The 24,454-nt window shown below is 51.9% G+C and carries 22 protein-coding genes and 1 pseudogene; 20 read left to right on the plus strand and 3 right to left on the minus strand.

Features of this window, described 5'->3' with window-relative positions:
* Positions 1-9 precede the first annotated feature (9 nt).
* From EBB_RS12985 to EBB_RS12995, 3 genes are all read right to left on the minus strand, one after another.
* Positions 10-939: a response regulator transcription factor gene (locus EBB_RS12985; protein ID WP_192394243.1), complete on the minus strand. Its 930-nt coding sequence runs from the start codon at positions 937-939 to the stop codon at positions 10-12.
* Positions 936-4,313 (minus strand): hybrid sensor histidine kinase/response regulator, encoded by a 3,378-nt coding sequence (locus EBB_RS12990; protein WP_192394244.1) that lies wholly within the window; start codon positions 4,311-4,313, stop codon positions 936-938. Before EBB_RS12990 ends, EBB_RS12985 begins: the two co-directional genes overlap by 4 nt.
* 159 nt (positions 4,314-4,472) lie before the next feature.
* Positions 4,473-5,234, minus strand: coding sequence for a hypothetical protein (locus tag EBB_RS12995; protein WP_192394245.1), 762 nt, complete (start codon positions 5,232-5,234; stop codon positions 4,473-4,475).
* Between the two features lie 273 nt (positions 5,235-5,507).
* On the opposite strand from EBB_RS12995, the pseudogene fmdA reads away from it, so the two are divergent.
* The 20 genes and pseudogenes from fmdA (at position 5,508) to EBB_RS13095 (ending at position 24,172) form a co-directional block, all read left to right on the plus strand.
* Positions 5,508-6,730, plus strand: a pseudogene (gene fmdA, locus EBB_RS13000) (formamidase).
* A 26-nt stretch (positions 6,731-6,756) separates the two neighbouring features.
* Complete coding sequence (locus EBB_RS13005) at positions 6,757-7,113, plus strand: FmdB family zinc ribbon protein (RefSeq protein WP_192394246.1); 357 nt, start codon at positions 6,757-6,759, stop codon at positions 7,111-7,113.
* Positions 7,114-7,220: 107 nt separating this feature from the next.
* Entirely contained in the window at positions 7,221-8,471 is a 1,251-nt protein-coding gene (gene urtA / locus EBB_RS13010; protein WP_192394247.1) for an urea ABC transporter substrate-binding protein, read from the plus strand.
* Positions 8,472-8,562: 91 nt separating this feature from the next.
* Positions 8,563-9,480, plus strand: a complete 918-nt coding sequence (gene urtB, locus EBB_RS13015; RefSeq protein ID WP_192394248.1) for an urea ABC transporter permease subunit UrtB — start codon at positions 8,563-8,565, stop codon at positions 9,478-9,480.
* Positions 9,481-9,491: 11 nt separating this feature from the next.
* The gene (gene urtC / locus EBB_RS13020; RefSeq protein WP_192394249.1) at positions 9,492-10,646 is read left to right on the plus strand and encodes an urea ABC transporter permease subunit UrtC; all 1,155 of its coding nucleotides are present in this window, start codon (positions 9,492-9,494) and stop codon (positions 10,644-10,646) included.
* Entirely contained in the window at positions 10,643-11,386 is a 744-nt protein-coding gene (gene urtD, locus EBB_RS13025) for an urea ABC transporter ATP-binding protein UrtD (RefSeq protein ID WP_192394250.1), read from the plus strand. Before urtC (EBB_RS13020) ends, urtD (EBB_RS13025) begins: the two co-directional genes overlap by 4 nt.
* 44 nt (positions 11,387-11,430) lie before the next feature.
* On the plus strand, positions 11,431-12,120 hold the full coding sequence (gene urtE / locus EBB_RS13030; RefSeq protein WP_192394251.1) for an urea ABC transporter ATP-binding subunit UrtE: 690 nt from the start codon (positions 11,431-11,433) through the stop codon (positions 12,118-12,120).
* Positions 12,121-12,560: 440 nt separating this feature from the next.
* Entirely contained in the window at positions 12,561-13,814 is a 1,254-nt protein-coding gene (locus EBB_RS13035; RefSeq protein ID WP_192394252.1) for a putative porin, read from the plus strand.
* Positions 13,815-13,840: 26 nt separating this feature from the next.
* Positions 13,841-15,139 carry an urea ABC transporter substrate-binding protein gene (gene urtA / locus EBB_RS13040; RefSeq protein WP_192394253.1) on the plus strand — a complete coding sequence of 433 codons (1,299 nt, stop codon included), beginning with the start codon at positions 13,841-13,843 and terminating at the stop codon, positions 15,137-15,139.
* Between the two features lie 157 nt (positions 15,140-15,296).
* Positions 15,297-16,958, plus strand: coding sequence for an urea ABC transporter permease subunit UrtB (gene urtB / locus EBB_RS13045; protein WP_503467088.1), 1,662 nt, complete (start codon positions 15,297-15,299; stop codon positions 16,956-16,958).
* Between the two features lie 401 nt (positions 16,959-17,359).
* Positions 17,360-17,653 carry a hypothetical protein gene (locus EBB_RS13050; protein ID WP_192394255.1) on the plus strand — a complete coding sequence of 98 codons (294 nt, stop codon included), beginning with the start codon at positions 17,360-17,362 and terminating at the stop codon, positions 17,651-17,653.
* Positions 17,654-18,037: 384 nt separating this feature from the next.
* Positions 18,038-19,156 carry an urea ABC transporter permease subunit UrtC gene (gene urtC, locus EBB_RS13055; protein ID WP_192394256.1) on the plus strand — a complete coding sequence of 373 codons (1,119 nt, stop codon included), beginning with the start codon at positions 18,038-18,040 and terminating at the stop codon, positions 19,154-19,156.
* Positions 19,153-19,962 (plus strand): urea ABC transporter ATP-binding protein UrtD, encoded by an 810-nt coding sequence (gene urtD / locus EBB_RS13060; RefSeq protein WP_192394257.1) that lies wholly within the window; start codon positions 19,153-19,155, stop codon positions 19,960-19,962. The genes urtC (EBB_RS13055) and urtD (EBB_RS13060) overlap by 4 nt, the downstream gene beginning before the upstream one ends.
* A complete protein-coding gene (locus tag EBB_RS13065; RefSeq protein WP_192394258.1) occupies positions 19,962-20,735 on the plus strand; it encodes an ABC transporter ATP-binding protein in 774 nt (257 codons plus the stop codon). Before urtD (EBB_RS13060) ends, EBB_RS13065 begins: the two co-directional genes overlap by 1 nt.
* A 96-nt stretch (positions 20,736-20,831) precedes the next feature.
* The gene (locus EBB_RS13070; RefSeq protein WP_192394259.1) at positions 20,832-21,137 is read left to right on the plus strand and encodes a hypothetical protein; all 306 of its coding nucleotides are present in this window, start codon (positions 20,832-20,834) and stop codon (positions 21,135-21,137) included.
* Between the two features lie 12 nt (positions 21,138-21,149).
* Positions 21,150-22,001: an urease accessory protein UreD gene (locus EBB_RS13075; RefSeq protein WP_192394260.1), complete on the plus strand. Its 852-nt coding sequence runs from the start codon at positions 21,150-21,152 to the stop codon at positions 21,999-22,001.
* Positions 22,002-22,064: 63 nt separating this feature from the next.
* Positions 22,065-22,259: a RelB antitoxin-like protein gene (locus tag EBB_RS13080; RefSeq protein WP_192394261.1), complete on the plus strand. Its 195-nt coding sequence runs from the start codon at positions 22,065-22,067 to the stop codon at positions 22,257-22,259.
* Complete coding sequence (locus tag EBB_RS13085) at positions 22,259-22,525, plus strand: type II toxin-antitoxin system RelE family toxin (RefSeq protein ID WP_223146836.1); 267 nt, start codon at positions 22,259-22,261, stop codon at positions 22,523-22,525. Before EBB_RS13080 ends, EBB_RS13085 begins: the two co-directional genes overlap by 1 nt.
* 453 nt (positions 22,526-22,978) lie before the next feature.
* On the plus strand, positions 22,979-23,245 hold the full coding sequence (locus tag EBB_RS13090; protein ID WP_192394262.1) for a hypothetical protein: 267 nt from the start codon (positions 22,979-22,981) through the stop codon (positions 23,243-23,245).
* A 252-nt stretch (positions 23,246-23,497) separates the two neighbouring features.
* Entirely contained in the window at positions 23,498-24,172 is a 675-nt protein-coding gene (locus EBB_RS13095; RefSeq protein ID WP_192394263.1) for a hypothetical protein, read from the plus strand.
* Positions 24,173-24,454: the final 282 nt, after the last annotated feature.

Below are 24,454 nucleotides of genomic sequence, written 5' to 3' on the forward strand. Positions count from 1 at the left end.
ATTACTTGATCACCCCCGCTGCAACACCATAGCCACTGCCGCCGCCCGCGTCGAAACGCCCAGCTTTTCAAAAATATGCTCCAGATGTTTGTTCACGGTTCTGGGGCTGGTGGTCAGGATGATGCCGATCTCTTTATTGGTTTTACCGCGGGCAATCCACATCAAAATCTCGGCCTCACGAAAAGTCAGCTTGAGTTTGTCCCGCAAGGTTTCCGGCGTCCATTGCGCATCTTCTCGCTGCAATAACAGCAGATATTCATCCGGATTTTGAGACGGGCTGACTCTCAATACAAATCCAGGGGCCAGCCGATGTGCTTCCGCTTCCGGCTCTGGGGTCGTGCGCTCTGTTTGCCGCAGCCACCGTTGAAACCAGCCGTTGAGTGTTTCCGGCAAGACCGTATCGGCTAAGTGCGCCAAGCCCTGTAGTTCGGCGAAATCCGCCAGCCACTCACTAGCAGCCGGCGTCAGCCAGACGATACGCCCGGAGACATCAGTGGCCAAAGCCGCGAACTCATGATGATCCAGTAAACTCTGGGCACGCCGCAAATTTCGGGTTTGGGTTAAATGTACCTCGATACGCGCTAACACTTCGGCTGGCCGAATCGGCTTGACGATGTAATCCAGCGCCCCTTCACCGAAGCCTCTCAGCAAGTTCTCCAACTCGCTTAAACCGGTCATGAACAGGACCGGGATCGGCGCGGTATCGGGATCGGCTTTTAAGCGGTTGCAGGTTTCAAAACCATCAATACCGGGCATCATCACATCCAGCAGAATAATATCCGGCTTGATATATTGAATCTGCTCTATTGCCGAACAACCATCGGTCGCCACTAGCACCCGATAGTTGGCCTCAGACAAGGTATCGGACAACAAAGCCAAATTGCCTGGCGTGTCATCGACAATCAATACCGTACCGTTTATGGCAGATGCTTCCATCATCGAGACACCTCCTGTTTCTGCATATTTAACAGCTTTCTGATCTCACCGATGCGGAATTGGCTGGCCAAGGCCGTCAACTTCGCAAAAAAGGCGCTGTAACTCGGTTCGGTCTCGGCGAGTTGTTCCAATACCTTTTTCAAGCCCAATAAATCGCCAATCCTGACACACTCCACGCAAGCCGTTAGCAATTCCGGCGGCGGCACTTGCAAAGGCTCAGCACTTATTTGCGGCGCTGCTGGCGCCACTTCATTTTGGTATAACCAGGTCAGTGCCAGGTATAGCTTCAGCTTCTTCATCAACTGCGCGACTTGAATCGGTTTGGATAAAAAGTCGTTACAACCGGCATTCAAAGCCGCCAATCGATCACTAGGGTAGGCATTGGCGCTTAGCACCAAGATCGGCATGGCCCATTTCTGTTCGCGTAACTGCATCGCGGTTTCGATACCACTAATCCCGATCATGGAAATATCCAACAAAATGATGTCGGGCGGATTTTCCGGCACCTTGAGCAAACACTCTTCCCCGGAACAGGCTTCACTCAGATAAAAGCCTAAAGGCTCCAGCATCGATAACAATAACTCACGATGATCTCGTTGGTCATCTACCACCAATATTTTCCGGCGCCCCCCCTGATAGCCAATAATGGCGGCTTTCGGATCCGTTTCTGCTTCCGCCCCCAAACTGGGCAGCAACAAACGCACGGTAAAGGTGGAACCCTGGCCAATTTGACTTTTCACTGTCAATTCTCCACCCATGACCTCGGTGAGAATCTTGCTGATCGTCAATCCCAAGCCGCTACCTGCCACCGCATTGCCGGTAGGATTATGCAAGCGGGTGAAAGGCTGAAAAATATCCTGCAACTGCTCTTCGTCGATACCGCTACCGGTGTCGCTGACCTGAAAATTTGCCACACCACCGCTGTAGCCGATCCGCAAGACAATTTCTCCGGTCGAGGTAAATTTCACAGCGTTACTCAGTAAGTTGATTAAGATCTGCCCTACCCGCTTTTCGTCGCCACGAATGCGCTGCGGCAGTGTATGCGAAATCTGACACACAAAATTCAGGCCCTTGTCTTCGGCCTGCAATTTGTAGGTGTGTACCAGATGCTCGATGAAATCCGGAAAATGGATGGGCTGGTATTTCAGCTCGAACTTTCGAGCTTCGATCCGGGCAATATCCAATATATCTTCAATCAATGCGCACAAATGCTCACCACTGCGCTTCAAGGTTTCCACGGCTTGCTGGCGGTGCGCGGGAATACTCGGGTCTTGATGTAAAATATGCGCATAACCGATGATGCTATTCAGCGGCGAGCGTATCTCGTGGCTCATATTACTCAAGAACCGACTCTTGGCTTGATTGGCGGTATCGGCCATTTTCATCGCGCGCTGCAGTTTGCTATCGGTATGTTTGTGCTCTTCGATTTCCGTCAGCAGAAGCTGCGTTTGTTTGGCAGTCTCCTCATGCGCCACCCGTCGGCTTTCTGCGTTCAGAATTAACCACCAGGTGCAAAGCCCGATAAACACCAGCAATGAAGCATAGATCTTCAGAAAATTATTCAGTAATAGCTGAAACGCCCCGGCGTCCCCCTGCACACTGAGTAAATCCTGATAATAAATAATGCTGATAAAAATACCGCTCAGCACCGATAAAAACAAAAACATCAAGGTAAAGCGCAGCAAACGCAGACGGGCGTCCAGGCTCATCGCGCCCGGCAAGCAACATTTCGCCAATTTTTCCAAATAGTCTTCAAAGCGGAAGCCCACCTTGCAGCCATCGAGGCAGCGCGCATCCAGCGTGCAACACAAGGAGCAAATACTACCCGAGTAAGCGGGGCAATAGGCAATGTCTTCGTACTCAAACTCGTTCTCGCAAATCGAACATTTGTTATACGATTTGCGATTATTTTCTTCCCGATTCCGCGCTAAATAATGTTTGCCGCCGGATAAATAAGCAATGGTCGGCGCCAGCACAAACGCCACTCCCAAAGCAATAAAGGCAGAAAATGCCTGCGCATAGACACCGAACAATCCGGCGTAGGCCAAAATCGACACCAACGACGCGCAGAAGGTGGAAATGATGCCCACCGGGTTTAAGTCCGCGAGATAAGCACGTTTGAACTCCACCACTTTGGGGCTCAAGCCAAAGGGCTTATTGATCATTAATTCTGCGGCAATGGAACTGATCCAGGCAATCGACATGTGCGAGAACAAACCCAAGACTTTTTCAAGCGCACCGAATACGCCGAATTCCATCAACAACAGCGCAATCAACACATTGAAAAACAACCAGACCACGCGACCGGGATGACTATGGGTTAATCTGGAAAAAAAGTTGGACCAAGCCAGGGAGCCGGCATAGGCATTGGTCACGTTGATTTTAATTTGGCTGACAATCACAAATAAAGTGGTGGCCGCCAGCGCCCATTTCGGGTCGCCAAACAATTCGTTATATGCCACCAGATACATCTGGGTGGGCTCGTGCGCGTGCTCTGGGCTTACCCCGTGCCGAATTGCCAAATGTGCCAACAACGCGCCCAGCAGCTGCCTTAAGGCGCCAAACACGATCCAGCCCGGACCGGCCGCCAACATGGCCAGCCACCAACGGGTTTTATTACCCCGATGCTTTTGGGGCATGAAGCGCAGAAAGTCGACTTGTTCACCGATCTGCGCCACCATGGAAAACGCTACCGTTGCGGCGGTGCCAAACAATAACCAATCGAAACCTTGGCCACTGCCGGCAATCCAGAAATAAGCGCCTAAAGTCTCCAACGCCTCCGGCTCACGCATCGCGACAGCGACGTACGGCGATATCAGCAATAGTAACCATACGGGTTGCGTCCACAATTGCATCCGACTGATGGTGGTAATACCAAAGGTCACCAATGGAATCACCACCACCGCACTTATCACATAGGCAATCTCCAGCGGCACATTGAAGTAAAGCTCGATCGCCAAGGACATGATCGAGGCTTCCAAGGCAAACAGGGTAAAGGTATAGGACGCGTAAATCAGCGAGGTTACCGTGGACCCGATATAGCCAAAACCGGCCGCCCGAGTCAACAGATCGATATCAATGTGGTAGCGAGCGGCGTAATAGCCAATGGGCAGGCTAACTACAAATATGACGACAGCTACAATGATGATCGCCCAAAAAGCGTTGGTAAAACCGTAATTGATGGAGAGGAAGCCTCCGATGGCTTCGAGTACCAAAAAAGACGTGGAGCCAAAAGCGGTATTGGCCACTTCAAATTCCGACCATTTCCGAAACCGGCGCGGCGCAAAGCGCAGGGCATAGTCTTCCAGGGTCTCGTTAGCAACCAGGCCGTTGTACTCACGGCGAATTTTGGTAATGCTTTGATGGGTGGTTTTCATTGTCTAAGTCTATCCGCCGCTAGCGCTTAGTGATAGGTCGGCGGCAAACCGCCCATCAGCCAAAGCACCGCGCTAGCGACATGTCCGAAATAGCTGGCAAGCCGACATTCCCGCATCGTTAACCAAGCTCGCCATGAGCGACGGCCATAGCCTTGCCCATCACTTCCGCTCGTAACCAAATTCAAGTATCACGGGTGATCCCTGATTGTGAATAATCAGCTGCTTCTTGGTCTCCACGGTGGACTCCTCGATCCGCGTGGTCGAAGAACCCTCAGGCTTGACCAGGGCCGGCACCTGCTTCACTTCCACTTGCACATCGGGCATCCAACTCGGCTTGAAGGTATGGGTATCCATAAGGTGCCCGGTGGCCGGCAGTTTCAGTTCACCCAACAGATCAAAACACACGGTACTGACATGATCGACCACTTTGTCAGTGACTTTGGTTTGGTTGGGTTCATCGATGAGCTGATGAGCGCTGACGGTCGCCTTGTTTTCGATACTCGCCGTATCACTGCCAATTTTTTTTAAGTGGCAACTGATCGGCAACACCCGGGCTTTTTGAAACCCCAAACCGCGCGGGTCAGAATCACCACTACTCCAGGAAAAACCCACCGGGGTATCGCCAGTGGACGCTTTGCCCAACCTGATCTCTAGGGTGTGCGAGCTATCGACACGGCTAGCTTTGACCGGATAGTGCCACTCCGCAAGATTCTTACCGACACGCTCGGCAATCAAGCTTGGCGCCAGTTTAAAACCAAATTGGCCGAGGTTCTCATCAGCCACGTCCAGCACAATCCCGGTGATCGACGCCCGGTCGATCACTTCCACACCCGGCTGCGCCACTGCCGGACCCAGCAAACACCAGGACAATAAGCAAAGTCCAATGCGGACATGTTTCAACGACAGCTCATACCTACTCACAATTATCTCCTAACGGTTCAAGTTCACTCTACGTAAGCCCTGCTTGGCCTGCCATACGTCAAATGACTGATGAGTCATTTGACGAATTGTGGGAACGGCCGGCGAATTTAACAATGAATCCCGGCAGAACTGCTAACAAGCCTGACAAAAGACTGCCTTTATTTCCATCGAGATTACGCACAACAAGGGGATTTTATATGAATGGTGTTATCGCAAGGGCTTTAACCGCAGCATTAATTTCTTGTCATTGAAATTCACCGTTGAGGAGGCCGCATGAAAACGTTAATTAAGTTAGATTTAGACAAAAAGCCCTGGGAACAGGATGGTCTGATCCACAACCGCTGGCATCCGGACTTGCCGATGGTCGCCATGGTTAAACCCGGCGACGAATTTCGGGTGGAATGCATGGACTGGACCGGCGGCCAGATCGGCAATAACGACAGCGCCAACGACGTCCGCGATGTGGATTTGACCCAGGTTCATTATTTAAGTGGGCCGATAGGTGTGGAAGGCGCCGAGCCGGGCGACTTAATGGTCGTGGAAATTCTTGATGTCGGCACCCTGGACGACTATCAATGGGGCTTCAACGGCCTGTTCGCCAAGGAAAACGGCGGCGGCTTTCTGACCGATCATTACCCGGATGCGCGCAAATCCATATGGGATTTTCACGGCATCTACACCACCTCCCGGCACATTCCCAATGTCAAATTCGCCGGCATCATGCATCCGGGTTTGATCGGCTGCTTACCGTCCCGCGAATTGCTGGAAAACTGGAATGCGCGCGAAGCCGCACTGATTGCCACCGATCCGGACCGGGTTCCGGCATTGGCGCTCCCCCCAACCCGCAATCGGCAGTGATGGGCCGTTTAACCGGCGAAGCCGCGGCCGCCGCCGCTGCGGAAGGCGCTAGAACCGTGCCACCGCGCGACCATGGCGGCAACTGCGACATTAAAAACCTCACCAAGGGCTCTAAAGTATTTTTCCCGGTTTACGTCAAAGATGGCGGTCTGTCGATGGGCGACTTGCATTTCTCGCAAGGCGACGGCGAAATCACCTTCTGCGGCGCTATCGAAATGGCCGGCTATCTGGACATCAAAGTCAGCTTGATTAAAGAAGGCGTCCAAAAATACGGCATCAAAAACCCGATCTTCCAACCCAGCCCGCTGTCACCGGCGTATCGCGATTACCTAATTTTCGAAGGGATTTCGGTCGACGAACAAGGCAAGCAGCATTACCTGGACGTGCATGTGGCTTACCGTCAAGCCTGCCTAAACGCCATCGAATATCTGAAAAAATTCGGTTACAGCGGCGCTCAAGCCTTGTCGATTCTCGGTACCGCACCTGTGGAAGGCCACATAAGCGGCATCGTCGACATCCCCAATGCCTGCGCAACTTTATGGCTGCCGACCGAAATCTTCGACTTTGACCTGAAACCGAATGCCGATGGGCCGACCAAAATCATCACAGGCCCCACCGACATGGCGTTCACCAGTTAATTCGGCAATCGATCAGGAGTTTGGCCATGCCTTTGTACGAGTATCAGTGTCACGATTGCGGCCCGTTTACCGCAATCCGGAAGATGAGTGAATCCGCTAGTCCAGCCCTTTGCGCGCAGTGTGGAGCAGTCAGTGAGCGAGTGATTTCCGCGCCGCATTTTGCCTTATTGGGCAAATTGCAACGCCAGGCTCACGAAACCAACGAACGATCGGCGCACGAACCCAAATCGGTACGCCGCTCCAGTTGCGGCTGCAGCGGCACTCATACCTGTAAGCCAAACAATGAGCAGGCGAAGGCTGCTAAAAAAGCTGACCAAGGCCAAGCAAATGGCTTCCAGATGCAAACCAAGAAAACGGCGAGACCTTGGATGCTGGGACATTAGCGGCTTCAAGTTTGGAGAATTAGCGAATTAAAAGTGTGTAACGCGGTAAATGGATTTGTGTATTCGGCAAATCCGGAGAGTTTGATTTATCAATCTGGAGAAACTAAATGAGTAATTCCGATAGACGACAATTTATGAAAAAGACCACGGCCTTAGTCGCCGTATCGCTGGCACTGGGTTTACCCATCGGCATCAATAGTGCCGTGGCGGCAGACTTCCCTACTGCCACGGTCAATACCACCGGTCTGGCAGTCGACGACACCACGGTTAAGGTGGGAATTTTGCATTCCGCCACTGGCACCATGGCCATCAGTGAAACCGGCTCCATTCAGGCGGAAAAGCTGGCGATTGCCCAAATCAATGAGATGGGCGGCGTTTTGGGCAGAAAAATCGAGGTCATCCAGGAAGACGGCGCCAGCGACTGGCCCACCTTCGCGGAAAAATCCAAAAAGCTGCTGGAAAACGACAAAGTAGCCACCGTATTCGGCTGCTGGACCTCGGCGTCAAGGAAGGCGGCGTTACCGGTGTTTGAAAAAGATAACGGTCTGCTGTTCTACCCTACTTTCTATGAAGGCTTGGAGCAATCCAAAAACGTGTTTTACACCGGCCAGGAAGCCACCCAACAAATTCTCGCGGGTTTGGATTGGATCGCCAAAGAGAAAAAAGCCAAAACCTTTTATCTGATTGGTTCGGATTACATCTGGCCGCGGACTTCCATGAAAATTGCCCGGAAACACATCGAGCAACATTTGGGCGGCACCGTGGTGGGTGAGGAATACATCGCCTTGGGCGACACTCAATTCGGTTCGGTAATCAACAAAATCAAACTGAAAAAACCGGATGTAATTTACGCAGCGGTGGTAGGCGGCAGTAACGTGGCTTGGTTCAAGCAATTGAACGCTGCTGGTCTGAACGCCAAAAAGCAAAACATGCTGACCATCTCCGTGACCGAGGACGAAGTCCTAGGTATCGGCGGTGAGAACTTGGAAGGCTTTTATTCAGCGATGAAATACTTCCAATCCCTGAAAAATCCTAACAACGAAAAGTTTGTAGCTGACTTCAAGAAAGCTTATGGCGACAACGCCGTCATTGGTGATGTCACCCAAGCGGCTTACCTGGGACCTTGGCTATGGAAGGCTGCGGTAGAGCGCGCCGGCAGCTTTGATGTTGATAAAGCGGTCGTAGCATTACCCGGTTATGAATTAACCACAGCACCGGAAGGTTACGTCAAAGTCGATCCTAACCACCATTTGCACAGCAAGCTGCGGATCGGTCAATGGCGTAAAGACGGTCAAGCCGATGTGGTTTACGAATCCGACTTGATCGCTCCCGATCCATTCCCTAAAGGTTACCAATAAGCGCTAGTCAGCAAAACCGTGGCAACTCTGCCGTTGCCACGGTGTTTCAAATGAGTGTGTGTTTAATGAAAGTAAGTTAGCCGGAGGCCTTATGTTTGGATATTCGATGGAGGAAGTGGGCAACATCGTGGTGATGCAAGGCTTTTCTGGATTAAGCCTGTTTAGCGTCTTGCTGTTAATGGCCTTGGGCCTGGCCATTATTTTCGGGCAGATGGGTGTTATCAATATGGCCCACGGCGAATTCATGGCAGTTGGGGCCTACACAACCGTATTCCTGTCAAAAATTGCGGTGTCCTACGACATCGTCAACTCCTATTTTGTATTTGCTATCGTCGCAGCCTTTATCCTCGCCTTTTTTATTGGTTATTTCATAGAGTTTTTATTGATACGCCATCTCTATAAAAGGCCCTTGGATACGCTGTTGGCGACATGGGGCTTAAGTCTGGTGATGCAACAGATTTTTCGCTCCACCTTTGGTGCCAAGGAAGTCAGCGCCGAATTGCCGGAATGGCTGTTGGGCTCCTTCAAACCCACCGAGGATATCGACATTCCGATTAACGGCGTGTTCGTCATGGGCCTGGCCTTGATCGTCACCGTCGGCGTCTACCTGTTTATGTACCGCTCACGCTGGGGTCTGCGCGTCCGGGCCACCATGCAAAACCGGGTAATGGCCGGTGCGGTGGGCATCAACACCAAAAAAGTGGATAGGCTGACTTTTGCTTTGGGTTGCGGCATTGCCGGCGTGGCAGGCGCAGCATTTACCACCATCGCTTCGACCGGACCGACAACCGGCTCTTTATACATCGTCGACAGTTTCATGGTGGTGGTTTTCGGCGGCGCAGCCAGCCTGATGGGCACCATCGCTTCTGCGTTTGGCATCGCTCAGGCGCAATCGATCCTGCAATTTTTCATGACCAGCTCGATGGGCAAAGTGGCGACCTTGATGACCATCGTCATCATCTTGATGATGCGTCCGGAAGGCTTGTTTGCATCCAAAGTACGTAAATAGAGGGAAATATCATGAAGGTACTATCAGAGAAATTATTCGGCGGCAAACAAGGGGCAATTGGGCTAGCGATATTGTCTCTGTTGCTGTTTGTCGTCTTCCCCTTATGGCTGGATTTGTTCCGACTGGGCTTGATTGGCAAATACGTCACTTACGCCTTTGTCGCCATCAGCTTGGTTTTACTATGGGGTAACGGCGGCATTTTAAGCCTCGGCCAAGGCATGTTTTTTGGCTTGGGAGGCTATTGCATGGCCATGTTTTTAAAGCTGGAAGCCTCCGATCCCATCAGCACCAAAATCCAAACTACCCCCGGCATCCCCGACTTCATGGACTGGAATCAGCTCACCGCCCTGCCCTGGTTCTGGGAACCGTTTAAAAGCCTGACCTTGACGATTTTATTGGTGTTGATCGTGCCGACTCTGCTGGCCTTCATTATCGGTTTTGCGATGTTCAAACGCCGCGTGGGCGGCGTGTACTTTGCCATCATCACCCAGGCCATCGCCCTGATCTTGAGCATTCTGATCGTCGGCCAGCAAGGTTATACCGGCGGGGTTAACGGCATCACCGACCTGAAAACCATGCTGGGATGGGACATCAGAACCGATAGCGCCAAATATATTCTCTATTTTGCCAACGCCGGCCTGTTGATCGCCTGCATGCTGTTGGCCCGTTACATTCTCACCTCCAAGTTCGGCATGCTGTTGCTGGCGATGCGTGACAAAGAAGAGCGGGTGCGCTTTTCCGGTTACGACGTCTCCAATTTCAAAATTTTCATCTTCTGCATTGCCGCGATGATCTCGGCGATTGGTGGCGCCATGTTCACCCTGCAAATCGGCTTTATGTCGCCCAGTTTTGTGGGCATCGTCCCGTCGATCGAAATGGTGATTTTCGCAGCGGTCGGCGGGCGGATGTCCTTGATCGGTGCAGTGTATGGCACCCTGTTGGTCAACTTCGGTAAAACCATGTTTTCGGAAACCTACCCGGAATTGTGGCTGTTCTTGATGGGCGGCTTGTTCATCGCCGTGGTAATGTTCTTCCCGGATGGTTTGGCCGGCGTTTACGAGAAGTATGCAACCAAATTTAACCTGACCGGCAAACTCAGCAAACTGATGATCAAATTCAATAAATCAGCTTCGGTGACCGACGAATTGGTGGGAGAAAAACCATGAGCTCTACTGACTTCGTCCTCGCCATTGAAGACCTGACGGTTTCCTTCGATGGTTTCAAAGCCGTCGATGCCTTGAATATGTATATCGACAACAATGAACTGCGGGTGGTGATCGGCCCCAACGGTGCCGGCAAAACCACCGTGTTGGATCTGATCTGCGGCAAAACCAAATCCACCTCCGGGTCCATCAAGTTCAAAAACAAGGAACTGACCAAGTTACCGGAGCACGAAATCGTCCGTGCCGGCGTGGGCAGAAAGTTTCAAACCCCGTCCATTTACGAAAACCTGACGGTTTATCAAAACCTGGAAGTGTCCTATCCGGTGGGGAGATCGGTGTGGGGCAGTTTGACCTTCAAGCGCACCCCGGAAGTCATCGAACAAGTGCATAAAATCGCCGCCGAAGTGCTATTGACCGAGCAATTACAAATGGAAGCCGCCCTGCTCAGCCATGGTCAAAAGCAATGGTTGGAAATCGGCATGCTGTTGATGCAAGACCCGGAATTGCTGATGCTGGACGAACCGGTGGCCGGCATGAGCGCCAAGGAACGCGACCAGACCGCCGATTTGTTAAATCGAATTTGCAAAAACCGCTCGGTGCTGGTGATTGAACACGATATGGAATTCGTGAAAAAGATCGCCCATAAAGTCACCGTGCTGCATCAAGGCAAAATCTTAGCCGAAGGTCCGATGGAGAAAGTACAGGCCGACGAAAAAGTCATAGAGGTCTATTTGGGCCATTAGCTCAATCCATTTGCGCAGTGAGCAAAAACAAGAGGAATTAGACAATGTTTGAAATTTCGGATCTGCAAGTCAGTTACGGGCAAAGCCAAGTGATACATGGCTTAAGCTTTACCGCGGCCAAAAACGAAACCCTGGCCATCATGGGCCGTAACGGCATGGGTAAAACCACCTTATTTAAATCCTTGATGGGCATACTGCCCAGTAAAGCGGCCAAAGCGACCGTGGATGGCGAAAACCTGAATGGTGTGGACACTTACCAACGCGTTGCCAAAGGCCTAGCCTACGTCCCGCAGGGCCGGATGATTTTCTCGACGATGACCGTGCAAGAAAATATCGAAACCGGCTTGGAAAACTCCAAATTTCGGGAGATCCCGGAAGACATCTACGCCCTATTTCCGGTGTTATACGATATGCGCAAACGCAAAGGCGGCAATCTGTCCGGTGGTCAGCAGCAGCAACTGGCGATTGCCCGGGCACTGGTCACCAATCCCAAAGTATTGTTGCTGGATGAACCCACCGAAGGTATTCAACCCTCCATCATCAAAGACATTGCCAATGTGTTGAATGAAATCCGCAAAATGCGCGAAATCACCATCATCGTCTCCGAGCAAGTGCTGAGCTTTACCATGGAGGTGGCCGACCGTATCATCGTTATCGACAAAGGCAACTTTATTCACGAAGACAAACGGGACGACGTCGACGCGGCGAAAATCAAAAGCTATCTCTCAGTTTAAACATCAAAGCCAGCCTCCATCTCCCTTTTCCCCTCGCCTGCCGCTGATAGCTTTGCCAACCCAAAGCTATCAAAACACGCCTCGCTTCTCTTGCTATGGCGTTGAGGTTGAAACCACGTGCGCCCCCTCCTCGCCAGCGCACGTACGCCACTAACTAAGCCATTTTTTGCCCTCACTGCAACCGCGCTTGGTTAATTGTGGTATCGCCGATTACAGCGCATCGACTTGCGCACCGCCGACACCCCAACATAGCTTATTTATTATCAATAGCTTACCCATCTGAAATCCGTCAGTAACGCCCGTATACGTCAAATGACTGATGAGTCATCTGACGGATTGTTGAAAACCGCCACAAATTTAACAATCGTCCTCGCTAGATATTGCCGCATCGCTCGCCAGGGCATGCTTACTGAATTTGCTTTTAGACTAGGGGACTTTACATGAAAGCTTATATTGAACATCCTGCAAGCTCGCTCAATACGCGACTCTTCCTAACTTCCGCTGTTGCTGCACTCGCTATCGGCTATGGGGCGGAGAGCCAGGCAGGGGCCACCTTTAAAATCGACGATACCAAATGGGTCAGCGTCGGTGCGGGTTTACGTTCCAGTTTCCGGGCTCAGGAAGGCAACGCCGGCGCCACCGGCGACAAATGGAACAACTCTTTCAACCTGGACAACATTCGTTTGTATTTGAATGGGCAAATTCATAAATATTTAAAAATAGAATTCAACACTGAGTGCCCTACCTGCAATAGCGGTGGCCAAATCCACGTATTGGACGCGATCGGAAAATTCGAGATCACCCCTTACGCCAATTTGTGGGTAGGTCGTATGTTAGTGCCAGCCGAACGCCGGGAGTTGAACGGTCCGTTTTACAGCGCGGTCTACAACATTTTCTCTGCCGGCACCCCTTTCCAACCCTCTGATTACAACCTGACCATCCAAAACAACGGCAGCTCCGCCGGCTCCATCGGTCGTGACGACGGTGCGACGTTTTGGGGTGCGGTACTGGACGGTCGCTTGCAATATTCTGTCGGTTTCTTCCGCGGTCTTAGAGGCGGCGCCAACGTCGACGACAACATTTTGTACGCACAACGCGTCTCCTATAACTTTTGGGACGTAGAGAAAAACCCTGGCTATTACACCTCTGGTACCTATCACGGCAAAGGCGGCGACATCCTGACCGTCGGTATCGCCAATCAATATCAGGAAGACGGTGCAGGCACCACAGCGAGCCCCGCTAACTTCCGTGGCACGACTGCTGACGTATTGATGGAAAAAGTATTGCCCAACGGCGGCGTGGTGACCTTTAACGGTGAGTACAAAAACTATGGTCTATCTAACGGCTTTGGCCAGGTAGAGCGCGATGCGGCCACCCCTTTTGCTCCGGGCGTTTTTGGCATGTTTGAAGGTAATGCCTACGACGTCAGCGGCATGTATCTGTTTCCGCAAAAAGTCGGCATAGGCCAGTTCCAGCCCTACCTGCGTTACGTCAATGTGATGCCGAGCACCAGTAGCGGTCGCGAAGTCTATGAGGGCGGTGTTAACTACGTCATCGACGGCCACAACGCGAAAATTTTTGCGGCGTACCAATACGGAGACTTGCTGACCAAAGGTCTAGCCACCAACTTCAAATCGACCGATGCCGGCGAGAACGCCAGCCAAGTCATGGTCGGTTTCCAATGGCAAATCTAAAATACTAATAACAGAGGACGATCAAGATGAAATTACTGCGTAACACATTCCGCAAACTGGCACTGGGGGCGGCGCTGTCTTCGCTGTTGCTCGGTGGTCAGGCAGCCAACGCCGAAGACACCATCAAAGTCGGCGTGCTGCACTCCCTGTCCGGCACCATGGCGATCAGCGAAACCACGCTAAAAGACACCATGCTGATGCTGATCGACGAGCAAAACAAAAAAGGCGGCTTGCTGGGCAAGAAGCTGGAAGCGGTGGTCGTCGACCCGGCTTCCAACTGGCCGCTGTTTGCGGAAAAAGCTCGCGAGCTGATCACCAAAGACAAAGTGGCGTCCATCTTCGGCTGCTGGACTTCGGTTTCCCGGAAATCGGTATTGCCGGTTATCGAGGAGCTGAACAGCATCCTGTTCTACCCGGTGCAATACGAAGGTGAAGAGTCGTCTAAAAACGTGTTCTACACCGGCGCGGCGCCAAATCAGCAAGCGATTCCAGCGGTCGATTACCTGATGAACGACCTGAAAGTGCAACGCTGGGTGTTGGCCGGTACCGACTACGTCTATCCGCGCACCACCAACAAAATCCTGGAAGCGTATCTGAAATCCAAAGGGGTTAAACCGGCGGACATCATGATCAACTACACCCCATTCGGTCATTCTGACTGGCAAAGCATCGTCGCCGACATTAAAAAATTCGGCTCTACCGGCAAGAAAACCGCAGTGGTTTCCACCATCAACGGCGACGCCAACATCCCCTTCTATAAAGAATTGGGCAACCAAGGCATCTCCGCGGAAAAAATTCCGGTTATCGCTTTCTCAGTGGGTGAAGAAGAACTCTCCGGTATGGACACCAAACCACTGGTGGGTCACTTGGCGGCCTGGAACTACTTCATGAGCGTGGATACCACCAAAAACGCGGCCTTTATTCAACAATGGAAGGACTACATCAAAAACCCGAAACGCGTCACCAACGACCCGATGGAAGCGCATTACATCGGTTTCAACATGTGGGTGAAAGCGGTCGAGAAAGCCGGCACCACCGACCCTGATGCGGTACAAAAAGCCATCATCGGCGTCGAGTACCCCAACCTGACCGGCGGTATGTCAAAAATGCTGCCTAACCACCACATCAGCAAACCGGTGTTGATTGGCGAAATTCAAGACGACGGTCAGTTCGTCACCGTCTGGCAGACCAACAAACTGGTCGATGGCGACGCTTGGTCTGACTTCCTGCCTGACAGCAAACCGATCATTGCCGACTGGACCGCACCGATCAGTTGCGGCAACTACAACACTAAAACCAAAAAGTGTTCAGGACAGAACTATTAACAGCGGATGTTACCCGCGAGGCTCTCGGCAGGATGCCGCGGGTCTCGCACCCCAAAAGAGGACAGACGATGCACACACTCCGTTTTAGAACCCGTTTAAAAACGCCGCCCGGTTCGCGCCCGGCCAACCGTTCCCCAAGGACAACTGCTTGAGCATGATGACTACCACTTCTACTCAGGCCGGAATTAGAGCCGGCGGCGTTTTTAAACGGCTTCCAAAACTTGCCGGCTGCTTGCTGGCGATGATATTTCTCGCCGCGCAACCCGCCCTGGCCCAAGACGCCGGCAGTGCGTTGGAGCAACTACGCACCGGCAGCATGGCCGAGCGAGAGCAAGCCATCGAAACCCTGGGCAGCGACAGCAATAACCTGAAACTGCTGCAAACCCTGCAAGACGGCAAACTGTTCGACTTCAAAGCCGAAGGCAAATTGGTGTTTGCGCAGGAAAACGCCACCGGTTACCAACTCAGTGATCCGCTCAGCGGCGCGGTATTAGCAGAAGTCGAGCGCGGCGCGGTAGGCAAAATCAGCTTGAACAACAAACTACGCGGCGTGCTGCGTAAAACCATCGCGCAATTGCAGTTAAACGATACCGATCCGGTGCTGCGCCTAATCGCGGTACAAGCATTGGCCAACGACATAGACGACAAAGCGGTGATTTTGCTACGCGATCATCTGGCCAGCGAAACCGATGCCGAGATCAAAACCGCCATCAACAAAATGCTGTTATTGCAGGACATCAACAGCCCGGAAAAAGACCAACGCATCGCCGCTATCGCCGCGTTAAAGGATCTGGACAGTCAGGACGTGGTCAACAAACTGCAAGCGTTGATTGAGAAAGACGGTGATGGCAATTTCCTGGAAGCCGACAGTGACGTGCGCAACCTAGCCGAAGCGGCCCTAATTAAAATCCGCGACCGTATGCAAGCCTACGCAGCCCTTGAAACCGTGTTCTTCGGTTTAAGTCTAGGCGCGGTGCTGGTGTTGTCCGCGATTGGTTTGGCAATTACCTTTGGGGTGATGGGCGTCATCAACATGGCCCACGGCGAACTGATGATGCTGGGCGCTTACACCACTTATGTGATGCAACAAATCATGCCGAATTATTTGGGCACGGCGTTGATCTTGTCCATCCCGATGGCGTTTTTGGTCGCCGCCTTGGTAGGCATCGCCATCGAGCGCGGCATCATCCGCTTCCTTTACGGCCGGCCGCTGGAAACTTTGTTAGCCACCTTCGGCGTCAGTTTATTCCTGCAACAAGCCGTGCGCTCGATCTTTTCGCCGCTGAATCGCAGCGTTTCCACGCCGGAATGGATGAGTGGCTCTTGGCAAATCAACGATTTTTTATCGCTGACCTGGAACCGGTTTTACATCCTGATCTTCTGCCTGCTGGTGTTTACTGCCCTGCTGCAAATTTTGAAACGCACCAAGCTTGGCCTGGAAGTAAGAGCCGTCGCGCAAAATCGCGGCATGGCTAGAGCGATGGGCATCCCCACCGCGCGGGTCGATGCGATGACCTTTGGTTTAGGTTCCGGGATTGCCGGCGTGGCCGGGGTAGCCTTGAGTCAGATCACCAACGTTGGACCGAACTTGGGCCAAGCCTACATCGTCGATTCGTTCATGGTGGTGGTGTTTGGTGGGGTCGGCAACTTGTTCGGAACACTGGTGGCCGGATTTTCGTTGGGTATTGCCAATAAGGTGTTGGAGCCTTATGCGGGGGCGGTGTTGGCGAAGATTTTAGTGTTGGTGTTCATTATTTTGTTTATTCAGAAGAAGCCGAGAGGATTGTTTCCGCAGAAAGGGCGGGCAGCGGAATCGTAATTCCAAAAAATGTAGGTTGGGTTAGGCGTCAGCCGTAACCCAACACGAAGGCTTTTGAATTATTTAACGGCTTTTGTTTTTGTTGTGTCGCTGCCGCGACGGGGGTTTATTTGAAGTCGGGTCTCGGCCCGACAGCCGAGATACTTTCTTTTGCTTGGCCAAAAGAAAGTAACCAAAGAAAAGGCCGCCCCACCGCCGCTTAATCCCTGCGCTCCTCGGGTTTGAACGGGGTTGCCTGAAGGGGCTTCCCAGCCCCTGCATGCAACGCGCCGCATCCATGCGACGCCCCTAACGGGCTATTCCGTTCAAACCCTCCGGTGCTCGGCGCGGCAGAGGGGATAGTCCTCTACCGTAATTGATGTATCGTTATGGAACCTGAAACTAGATGAGGCGCTTTAAACATGGACAAAGATCAATTGGAACGGAATTTGAACTCTGTTGGAAAGGCATGTTTTGTAGAGTTTTATGACATATTTTTTAATCTCCAAAAATATTCTCATTCTGAAGCTGCGGAAATCCTAATAAAGAATACCAACTACACCGATAAATCATGCAATTCAAGAGTGTCCCATGCGAGAGCAATAATTAGAGCGAATTTAGGAAAACGCGCTCTTGAGCTTATTGTAAATTCTCGTGCTGCGGACCCCGTTATAGAAAAAGCTCGTGAACTCATTCGAACACAAAATGGGTCGTAAGCCGGCGTAAATTCGGAAAGTCGTAGGGTGGGCACTTAATCGTGCCCACGCGGAACCAACCGCCAACGGTGGGCAAAGTTGCCCACCCTACGCAATTTTGGGCGGCGGATGGTTTTAACCCCGTATGCCGCGCCGAGCACCGGAGTTTTTGAATGGAATAGCCCGCAGGGGCGATGCAAGGATGCATCGCGTTGACGGAGGGGCAGGAAGCCCCTTCCGTCAACCCCATTCAAAAACTTCGGCGCGCAGGATCAAAGCGGCATCCGGGCCGCCTTTCTTTTGGATACTTTTCTTTGGCGGAGCAAAGAAAAGTATCGCGGCTGCCGGTCCGCGAACCGGCATTAAAAAAATCGTCGCGACAGCGACACCAAACCAGGCAGTCACATGAAACTACAAGATCTGACTAAAGACAAAACCTACACCACCGTGCTACTCGCCCTAGCAAGCGTTACCCTATTAATCCCCCTCTGCAACCTAATCTTCCCCGAAGACTCCGCGTTGCATTTCTCGGCTTATAGCGTGTCCCTCATCGGCAAATACCTAACCTTCGCCCTGCTCGGCCTGTCGCTGGACATGGTCTGGGGCTACGCCGGCATTCTGGTCCTTGGCCAAGGCGCGTTCTTCGCCTTGGGCGGCTATGCCATGGGCATGTATCTGATGCGGCAGATCGGCACGCGAGGCGTGTACGGCAACGCCGAGCTGCCCGACTTCATGGTGTTCCTGAACTGGACCGAGCTACCCTGGTATTGGTACGGCTTCGAGAATTTCGGCTTTGCGATGCTGATGGTACTACTGGCGCCGGGCTTGCTGGCCTTTGTGTTCGGTTGGCTGGCCTTCCGTTCGCGGGTCACCGGCGTGTACTTGTCCATCATCACCCAAGCGCTGACTTACGCCTTGTTGCTGGCCTTTTTCCGCAACGAAATGGGTTTCGGCGGCAATAACGGCCTGACCGATTTCAAAGACATCCTGGGCTTCAACATTCAATCCGAAGCCGTCCGCTCCGTCTTATTAATGATGACCGGCCTCAGCCTGATCGGCGCCTTGCTGCTGTGCCGCTGGATTGTGAATAGCAAACTGGGCCGCGTCGTCACGGCGATTCGCGATCAGGAATCGCGGGTGCGCTTCCTGGGCTACCGGGTGGAATTGTTCAAGCTGTGGGTGTTCGTATTCGCGGCGATGCTGGCCGGTCTGGCCGGGGCGTTGTACGTGCCGCAAGTCGGCATCATCAACCCCAGCGAATTTTCGCCGCTCAACTCTTTGGAAATCGTCATCTGGGTCGCGGTCGGTGGCCGCGGCACCTTGTACGGCGCCATTATCGGCGCGGTGCTGGTGAATTACGCCAAAACCGTCTTGACCGGCTTGATGCCGGACGCTTGGCTGTTTTGCCTGGGCGGCGCCTTCATTCTGGTGACCTTGTTAATGCCCGACGGCATCGTCGGATTACTGCGCCGCCGCGCCAAACCTAAACCTACTCTTAACGCTACCGGAGGACAACCGGCATGATGATCTCGGCTGCAACTACCACCGAAGGCGGCGCCAGCCTGCCGCTGGACGGCGAAGTCGACGCCCGCCACGGCCCGATTTTGTACATGGAAGACGTCAGCGTCAGCTTCGACGGCTTCCGGGCGCTGAACCATCTGTCGCTGTACATCGACGACGGCGAACTGCGCTGCCTGATCGGCCCCAACGGCGCCGGCAAAACCACGTTGATGGACGTCATCACCGGCAAAACCAAGCCCGACAGCGGTTCGGTATTCTTCGGCCAGACCATCGACTTGCTGGAACTGGACGAACCAGCCATCGCCCAGGCCGGAATTTGCCGCAAGTTTCAAAAGCCTAGCGTGTTCGATGCTTTGACCGTGTTCGAGAATCTGGAATTGGCCTTGAAAACCGACAAACGCACCTGGCCGACCTTGTTTCACCGTTTAAACAACGAACAGCGCGACCGCATCCAGGACGTGCTGGAAACCATCGCCTTGTCCGGCCAACAACGCCAGTTGGCCGGCGCGCTGTCGCACGGCCAGAAACAATGGCTGGAAATCGGTATGCTGCTGATGCAGGACCCGAAAGTGATGCTGGTCGACGAACCTATCGCCGGCATGACCCATCAGGAAGTTGAACGCACCGCCGAGTTGCTGCTGTCTTTGCAAGGCCAGCATTCCATCGTTGTCGTCGAGCATGACATGGAGTTTGTGCGCAGCATCGCCCGCAAAGTTACCGTGCTGCACGAAGGCTCGGTGCTCACCGAAGGCACGATGGACGAGGTGCAAAACGATACTCGCGTGATACAAGTTTACCTGGGGGGATGATGTTAAACATTAGCGCACTGCAACAATACTACGGCGCCAGCCACACCCTGTGGGACCTGGATTTGAGCGTGCCACAAGGCGCGTGCGTCTGTCTGATGGGCCGTAACGGCGTCGGTAAAACCACGTTACTTAAAGCCATCATGGGCCTGCTGCCGGTGGCCGACGGCAGCATCCAATTCGACGGCGTGGAACTGGCCAAAGCCAAAGCCGAATCCCGCGCCGAGTTGGGCATCGGTTACGTTCCGCAGGGCCGGGAAATCTTTCCATTGCTGACCGTGGAAGAAAACCTGAAAACCGGCCTGCGCGCCGCTAACAAACACGGCATAAAGAAAGTCCCAGACAGCATTTTCGAAATCTTTCCGGTGCTGAAACAAATGCTGAAACGCCGCGGCGGCGACTTGTCCGGCGGCCAGCAACAGCAATTGGCGATTGGTCGGGCCTTGGTTTTGAATCCACGTTTATTGATCCTGGACGAACCCACCGAAGGCATCCAGCCCAACATCGTCAGTGAAATTGGCGACGTGATTATCCGCTTGAACAAATCGCGCGGAGTCACCACGCCAAGCCCCAAACCGGAAACCGGCGAAATCCATCAAGCCATCGACCGCATCCACAAAGAACTGGGCGTAACCGTGTTGTTGGTGGAACAAAAACTGCCGTTCGCCCGCAAAGTGGCCAATCAGTTTTGCATCATGGACCGGGGCCGGCATGTAGCCGTGGGGGCAATGAATGAGTTGGCCGACGATATGGTCAAACGTTACCTCACAGTCTGAAAATTCCCCGCTTTGCAAAAGCGGGGCTAGAGGAGATTTTTCAAAACGGGCTTAGCCCACCGTGTTAATTCAACGCAGGATCAGGGAGAAACGAAGATGAAATCCGAACAATTTATGCTGGCGGCGGGTGCTTTGTTGTTGGTGTGGTCAATGCGCAGCGAGGCACATAGCAGTTACGAAGCGATGCTGGAAGGCGGCAACCTGTTGCAATTGACCCGCGCCGCCCTGCATCCCTTTTTTGAAGTACCGGATCTACCGACTCTACTAATCAGCGTTTTAATTTTGGGATTCGTGTTCGGCCCGGTTATATTGCACCTTATCCGCCAGCGCGACGCGCACAAAGCGCAGCATTCGCACCTGTCGGAAAAATCGGCAATCGCGCCTAAGACCAAAAACTTGTAACCCCACTAAACCATGCCAGCCAACTGCGCCGCTGCAGCCCATCCCACTGTCTCAACCGATACCGCGGCGTGGGAAGCCGAATTAACGCTGGGCTTTAGCCAACGCGGCGACAAAACCGCCTTGGTCAAGCGCCAGCATCGCGGCCCGCTCACCGTGCAGCGCCCATTTTATCCGGAAGGCGAAGTCTGCCACGTCTACCTGCTGCATCCACCCGGTGGCGTAGTGGCCGGCGACCGCTTGACCATCAACGCCAGCGCCGAACCTAGCGCACATGCTCTGATCACCACGCCCGCCGCCGGCAAGTTTTATCGCAGTGGCGGCGGCAAAGCCCAGCAAACCGTCAACCTGACAGTCGCCGACAACGCCAGTCTGGAATGGCTGCCTCAGGAAACCATTGTTTACCAAGGCGCCCGCTTAAATTCCAGTATGAATATCGATCTGGCCGAGCGCGGCCGTTTTATCGGCTGGGAATTATTAGCCTTAGGCCGCCCCGCCGCCGGTGAAGGCTTTGAAAATGGCTCTGCCAACCTGAACTGGCGCATCAGTCGTGCCGGGCGTTTGCTGTACCTGGAACGCTTGCGCCTGGATGCAGCCGCCTTCCAAGCCCGCTGGGGTTTGTTTGGACATTCGGCGTGCGGGACGCTGTTTGCTTATCCCGCTACGGCTTTGCAGCTGGCTGCGGTGCAGGCATTGATAGGCGAGGAACCGAATCGCGGGGTAACCTTGATTGAGGGCTTGTTGATTTGTCGGGGATTGGATAGGCGGGCGGATTTGTTGAAGGGGTTTTTTGAGCGGGTTTGGGGATTGGTCAGGGGGGATGTGGTTGGTAAAGAGGTTTGTGCGCCTAGGATTTGGGCGACATAAGACGGTTTGATTTTTCTCTAGTGGATGGGTATCGTGACCACTGACATTTCCTGGGAGACCGTTATGGAATTTAAAAGGCAATATATTGTTAATGAAGACAGCCAAAGAGTCGCCGTGCAACTGGATATCCATACTTTCGAAAAGATTGAAAATGTTTTGGAAAATTATGCCTTGGTGCAGTTGATAAGCGCTGATGATAGCGAGACTTTGAGTGTCGAAGAGGCCAAAAAGTATTACGCGGGCCTGGATAAGGCCTGATGCAGGTTGAATATCGTAAGAGGTTTTTAAAACAATTGGCCGAGTTGCCGGTTACGGTGCGACCGAAAATTGAGCAATTTGTATTTGAGGATTTAATAAAAGCCAATAGCATTTTTGAATTGGGGAAAATCGAGAAAATGCAGGGGTATGATGGTTTTTATAAAGTACGGTTTGGTGATTATCGGGTGGGGTTGGTTGTTAAGGATGATTTGGTGGTTTTGGCAACAGTGATGCATAGGAAGGAAATATATAAATTCTTTCCGTAAGCCTTTTAGCTCCCTCTCCCTTTTGGGAAAGGGTTGGGGTGAGGGAATATGGTGTCGCTGCCGCGACGGTTGTTTTTGATGTCGGGTCTCGGCCCGACAGCCGAGATACTTTCTTTTGCTTGGCCAAAAGAAAGTATCCAAAGAAAAGGCCACCCCATGCTGCTTGTTTCCTGCGCTCCGAAGGGTTTGAACGGGGTTTTCGGAAGGGCTATCCCTAGCCCTCCGAAAACGAGCGGCATCCCTGCCGCTCCCCTGCGGGCTGATCCGTCCAAACCCTCCGGTGCTCGGCGCGGCATCAGGGGATTAACCCATCCCGAAAAGAAAAGTCAGCAGAGAATTTTGTAAGCTAACATGAATGGTCTGTTGTAGGATGCTATCGAATCAGGTGACGCTCCGATCATGGAACTGTGCGCCTCCTTTATTCTACATATTTACGCGCCAACGGACTAAAAAATGAATAATAAGCGAACAGAACTTATTGAATATATCAGGATTTTATATGCTAGACAGAGCGACAGAGATACTAAAGCAGGTATAACTTACTGGGCCGTTATGGCAGGAATAATTTATTTAGTTTTTCAGTTAATTGGGATAATTTCTCAGATTTCTGATACAGAACAAATGAAGCTGAATTTTTATTATGCTTTTAGCCAAATACATTTATTAATACTGTCTGGCTTTATTGTTTTATCATCTGATGTAAAAAAGCATAGAAAATGAATATTTGACTATCGAATAGAAAGAGGCGAGTCTGTTTCGACCCAGCTGAAAATAATCGGTTTTGCCAATATAGGATTACCACTTTACTGTGCGAATATTTCTCAAAATATCGACATTAATGATGGCCTAGGGGAAATCCACAGGCAAATCAATTACTGGACTTTACTTCTCCTGCTTATCCTTATATTCCTGGGCTCTGCTATTAATAGCATTAAGTATAAAGAATTAAATATATCGCCTCCAGCAACAATCGTGCCTTTCAACTCTGCATGGTTTACGATTTTTACTTTATTTGCAAACACATTATTGTGGAGCTTATTCTTTGTCAATATTTATTACACCGCCAAGGAAATATACGGAAACAAACTAAATGGGCAAATTTATTCCGCAGCTTTAGATGCCTCACTTATATTATTTGGAATAACTATTTTGACCATAAAGAGCTATTCAAGGAAATATTTAAACCGTCTGTCAACACTCGAAAGAGACATAATCATTCATGAGATAGGCGAAAAGGAAATAGCGGAAAGGCTCCAGCATGAGCTCTTAGGTAGCTATGTTGGCGATTGGATAGAAAAACTTGTTAAAGAAGCTCAGGGACAAGCAGACAAAATAATAGAATTTTCCAAAGATGTAGAAAGCCTATTAAATGATATAAATCAAATTGATGAAAAATACATTCATGAACGAAAAGGCAGAGCCAAAGAATATATTGAATCGTTAAAATCATCCATGGAATCATATAAAAAATCTCTCAACCCTCTTATTCCCTGGCTAAAAGAGGCTGGACTTCAGGCATCTGTTAATAAAGATGAGTTTATACAATCTTTAGTATCCTCAAGCTTGAATGAAATAGAATTAACTTTTAGCTCCGTACATCAACAGGTAAATAAGGCCGTAGATAGGCTAGAGGAATTAGTCAAGTAACACGGCTGCGCAAATCTAATTAGCGAAACATAATTGGACCTACCGAGCTTAATTTGTCGACTTTTATTCCGGGACGGTTTGCCCCTTTTGCCGCGCCGAGCACCGAAGGGTTTGGACGGATCAGCCCGCAGGGGCGATGCAGGGATGCATCGCGTTTTCGGAGGGCTATGGATAGCCCTTCCGAAAACCCCGTTCAAATCCTTCGGAGCGCAGGATCAAAGCGGCATGGGGTGGCCTTTTCTTTAGATACTTTCTTTTGGCCACGCAAAAGAAAGTATCGCG

Source organism: Methylomonas fluvii, from assembly GCF_014850975.1.
GTDB lineage: Bacteria > Pseudomonadota > Gammaproteobacteria > Methylococcales > Methylomonadaceae > Methylomonas > Methylomonas fluvii.

What these genes read in the sequence shown, in the direction of transcription:
- EBB_RS13090 (WP_192394262.1), top strand. Translation starts at nt 22,979, where the DNA reads ATGAATAATAAGCGAACAGAACTTATTGAATATATCAGGATTTTATAT.
- EBB_RS13005 (WP_192394246.1), top strand. Translation starts at nt 6,757, where the DNA reads ATGCCTTTGTACGAGTATCAGTGTCACGATTGCGGCCCGTTTACCGCA.
- EBB_RS13085 (WP_223146836.1), top strand. Translation starts at nt 22,259, where the DNA reads ATGCAGGTTGAATATCGTAAGAGGTTTTTAAAACAATTGGCCGAGTTG.
- EBB_RS12985 (WP_192394243.1), bottom strand. Translation starts at nt 939, where the DNA reads ATGATGGAAGCATCTGCCATAAACGGTACGGTATTGATTGTCGATGAC.
- urtD (WP_192394250.1), top strand. Translation starts at nt 10,643, where the DNA reads ATGAGCTCTACTGACTTCGTCCTCGCCATTGAAGACCTGACGGTTTCC.
- urtC (WP_192394249.1), top strand. Translation starts at nt 9,492, where the DNA reads ATGAAGGTACTATCAGAGAAATTATTCGGCGGCAAACAAGGGGCAATT.
- urtE (WP_192394251.1), top strand. Translation starts at nt 11,431, where the DNA reads ATGTTTGAAATTTCGGATCTGCAAGTCAGTTACGGGCAAAGCCAAGTG.
- EBB_RS13070 (WP_192394259.1), top strand. Translation starts at nt 20,832, where the DNA reads ATGAAATCCGAACAATTTATGCTGGCGGCGGGTGCTTTGTTGTTGGTG.
- EBB_RS13035 (WP_192394252.1), top strand. Translation starts at nt 12,561, where the DNA reads ATGAAAGCTTATATTGAACATCCTGCAAGCTCGCTCAATACGCGACTC.
- urtB (WP_503467088.1), top strand. Translation starts at nt 15,297, where the DNA reads ATGACTACCACTTCTACTCAGGCCGGAATTAGAGCCGGCGGCGTTTTT.
- urtA (WP_192394247.1), top strand. Translation starts at nt 7,221, where the DNA reads ATGAGTAATTCCGATAGACGACAATTTATGAAAAAGACCACGGCCTTA.
- EBB_RS12990 (WP_192394244.1), bottom strand. Translation starts at nt 4,313, where the DNA reads ATGAAAACCACCCATCAAAGCATTACCAAAATTCGCCGTGAGTACAAC.
- urtD (WP_192394257.1), top strand. Translation starts at nt 19,153, where the DNA reads ATGATGATCTCGGCTGCAACTACCACCGAAGGCGGCGCCAGCCTGCCG.
- urtC (WP_192394256.1), top strand. Translation starts at nt 18,038, where the DNA reads ATGAAACTACAAGATCTGACTAAAGACAAAACCTACACCACCGTGCTA.
- urtA (WP_192394253.1), top strand. Translation starts at nt 13,841, where the DNA reads ATGAAATTACTGCGTAACACATTCCGCAAACTGGCACTGGGGGCGGCG.
- EBB_RS13065 (WP_192394258.1), top strand. Translation starts at nt 19,962, where the DNA reads ATGTTAAACATTAGCGCACTGCAACAATACTACGGCGCCAGCCACACC.
- urtB (WP_192394248.1), top strand. Translation starts at nt 8,563, where the DNA reads ATGTTTGGATATTCGATGGAGGAAGTGGGCAACATCGTGGTGATGCAA.
- EBB_RS13080 (WP_192394261.1), top strand. Translation starts at nt 22,065, where the DNA reads ATGGAATTTAAAAGGCAATATATTGTTAATGAAGACAGCCAAAGAGTC.
- EBB_RS13050 (WP_192394255.1), top strand. Translation starts at nt 17,360, where the DNA reads ATGGACAAAGATCAATTGGAACGGAATTTGAACTCTGTTGGAAAGGCA.
- EBB_RS13075 (WP_192394260.1), top strand. Translation starts at nt 21,150, where the DNA reads ATGCCAGCCAACTGCGCCGCTGCAGCCCATCCCACTGTCTCAACCGAT.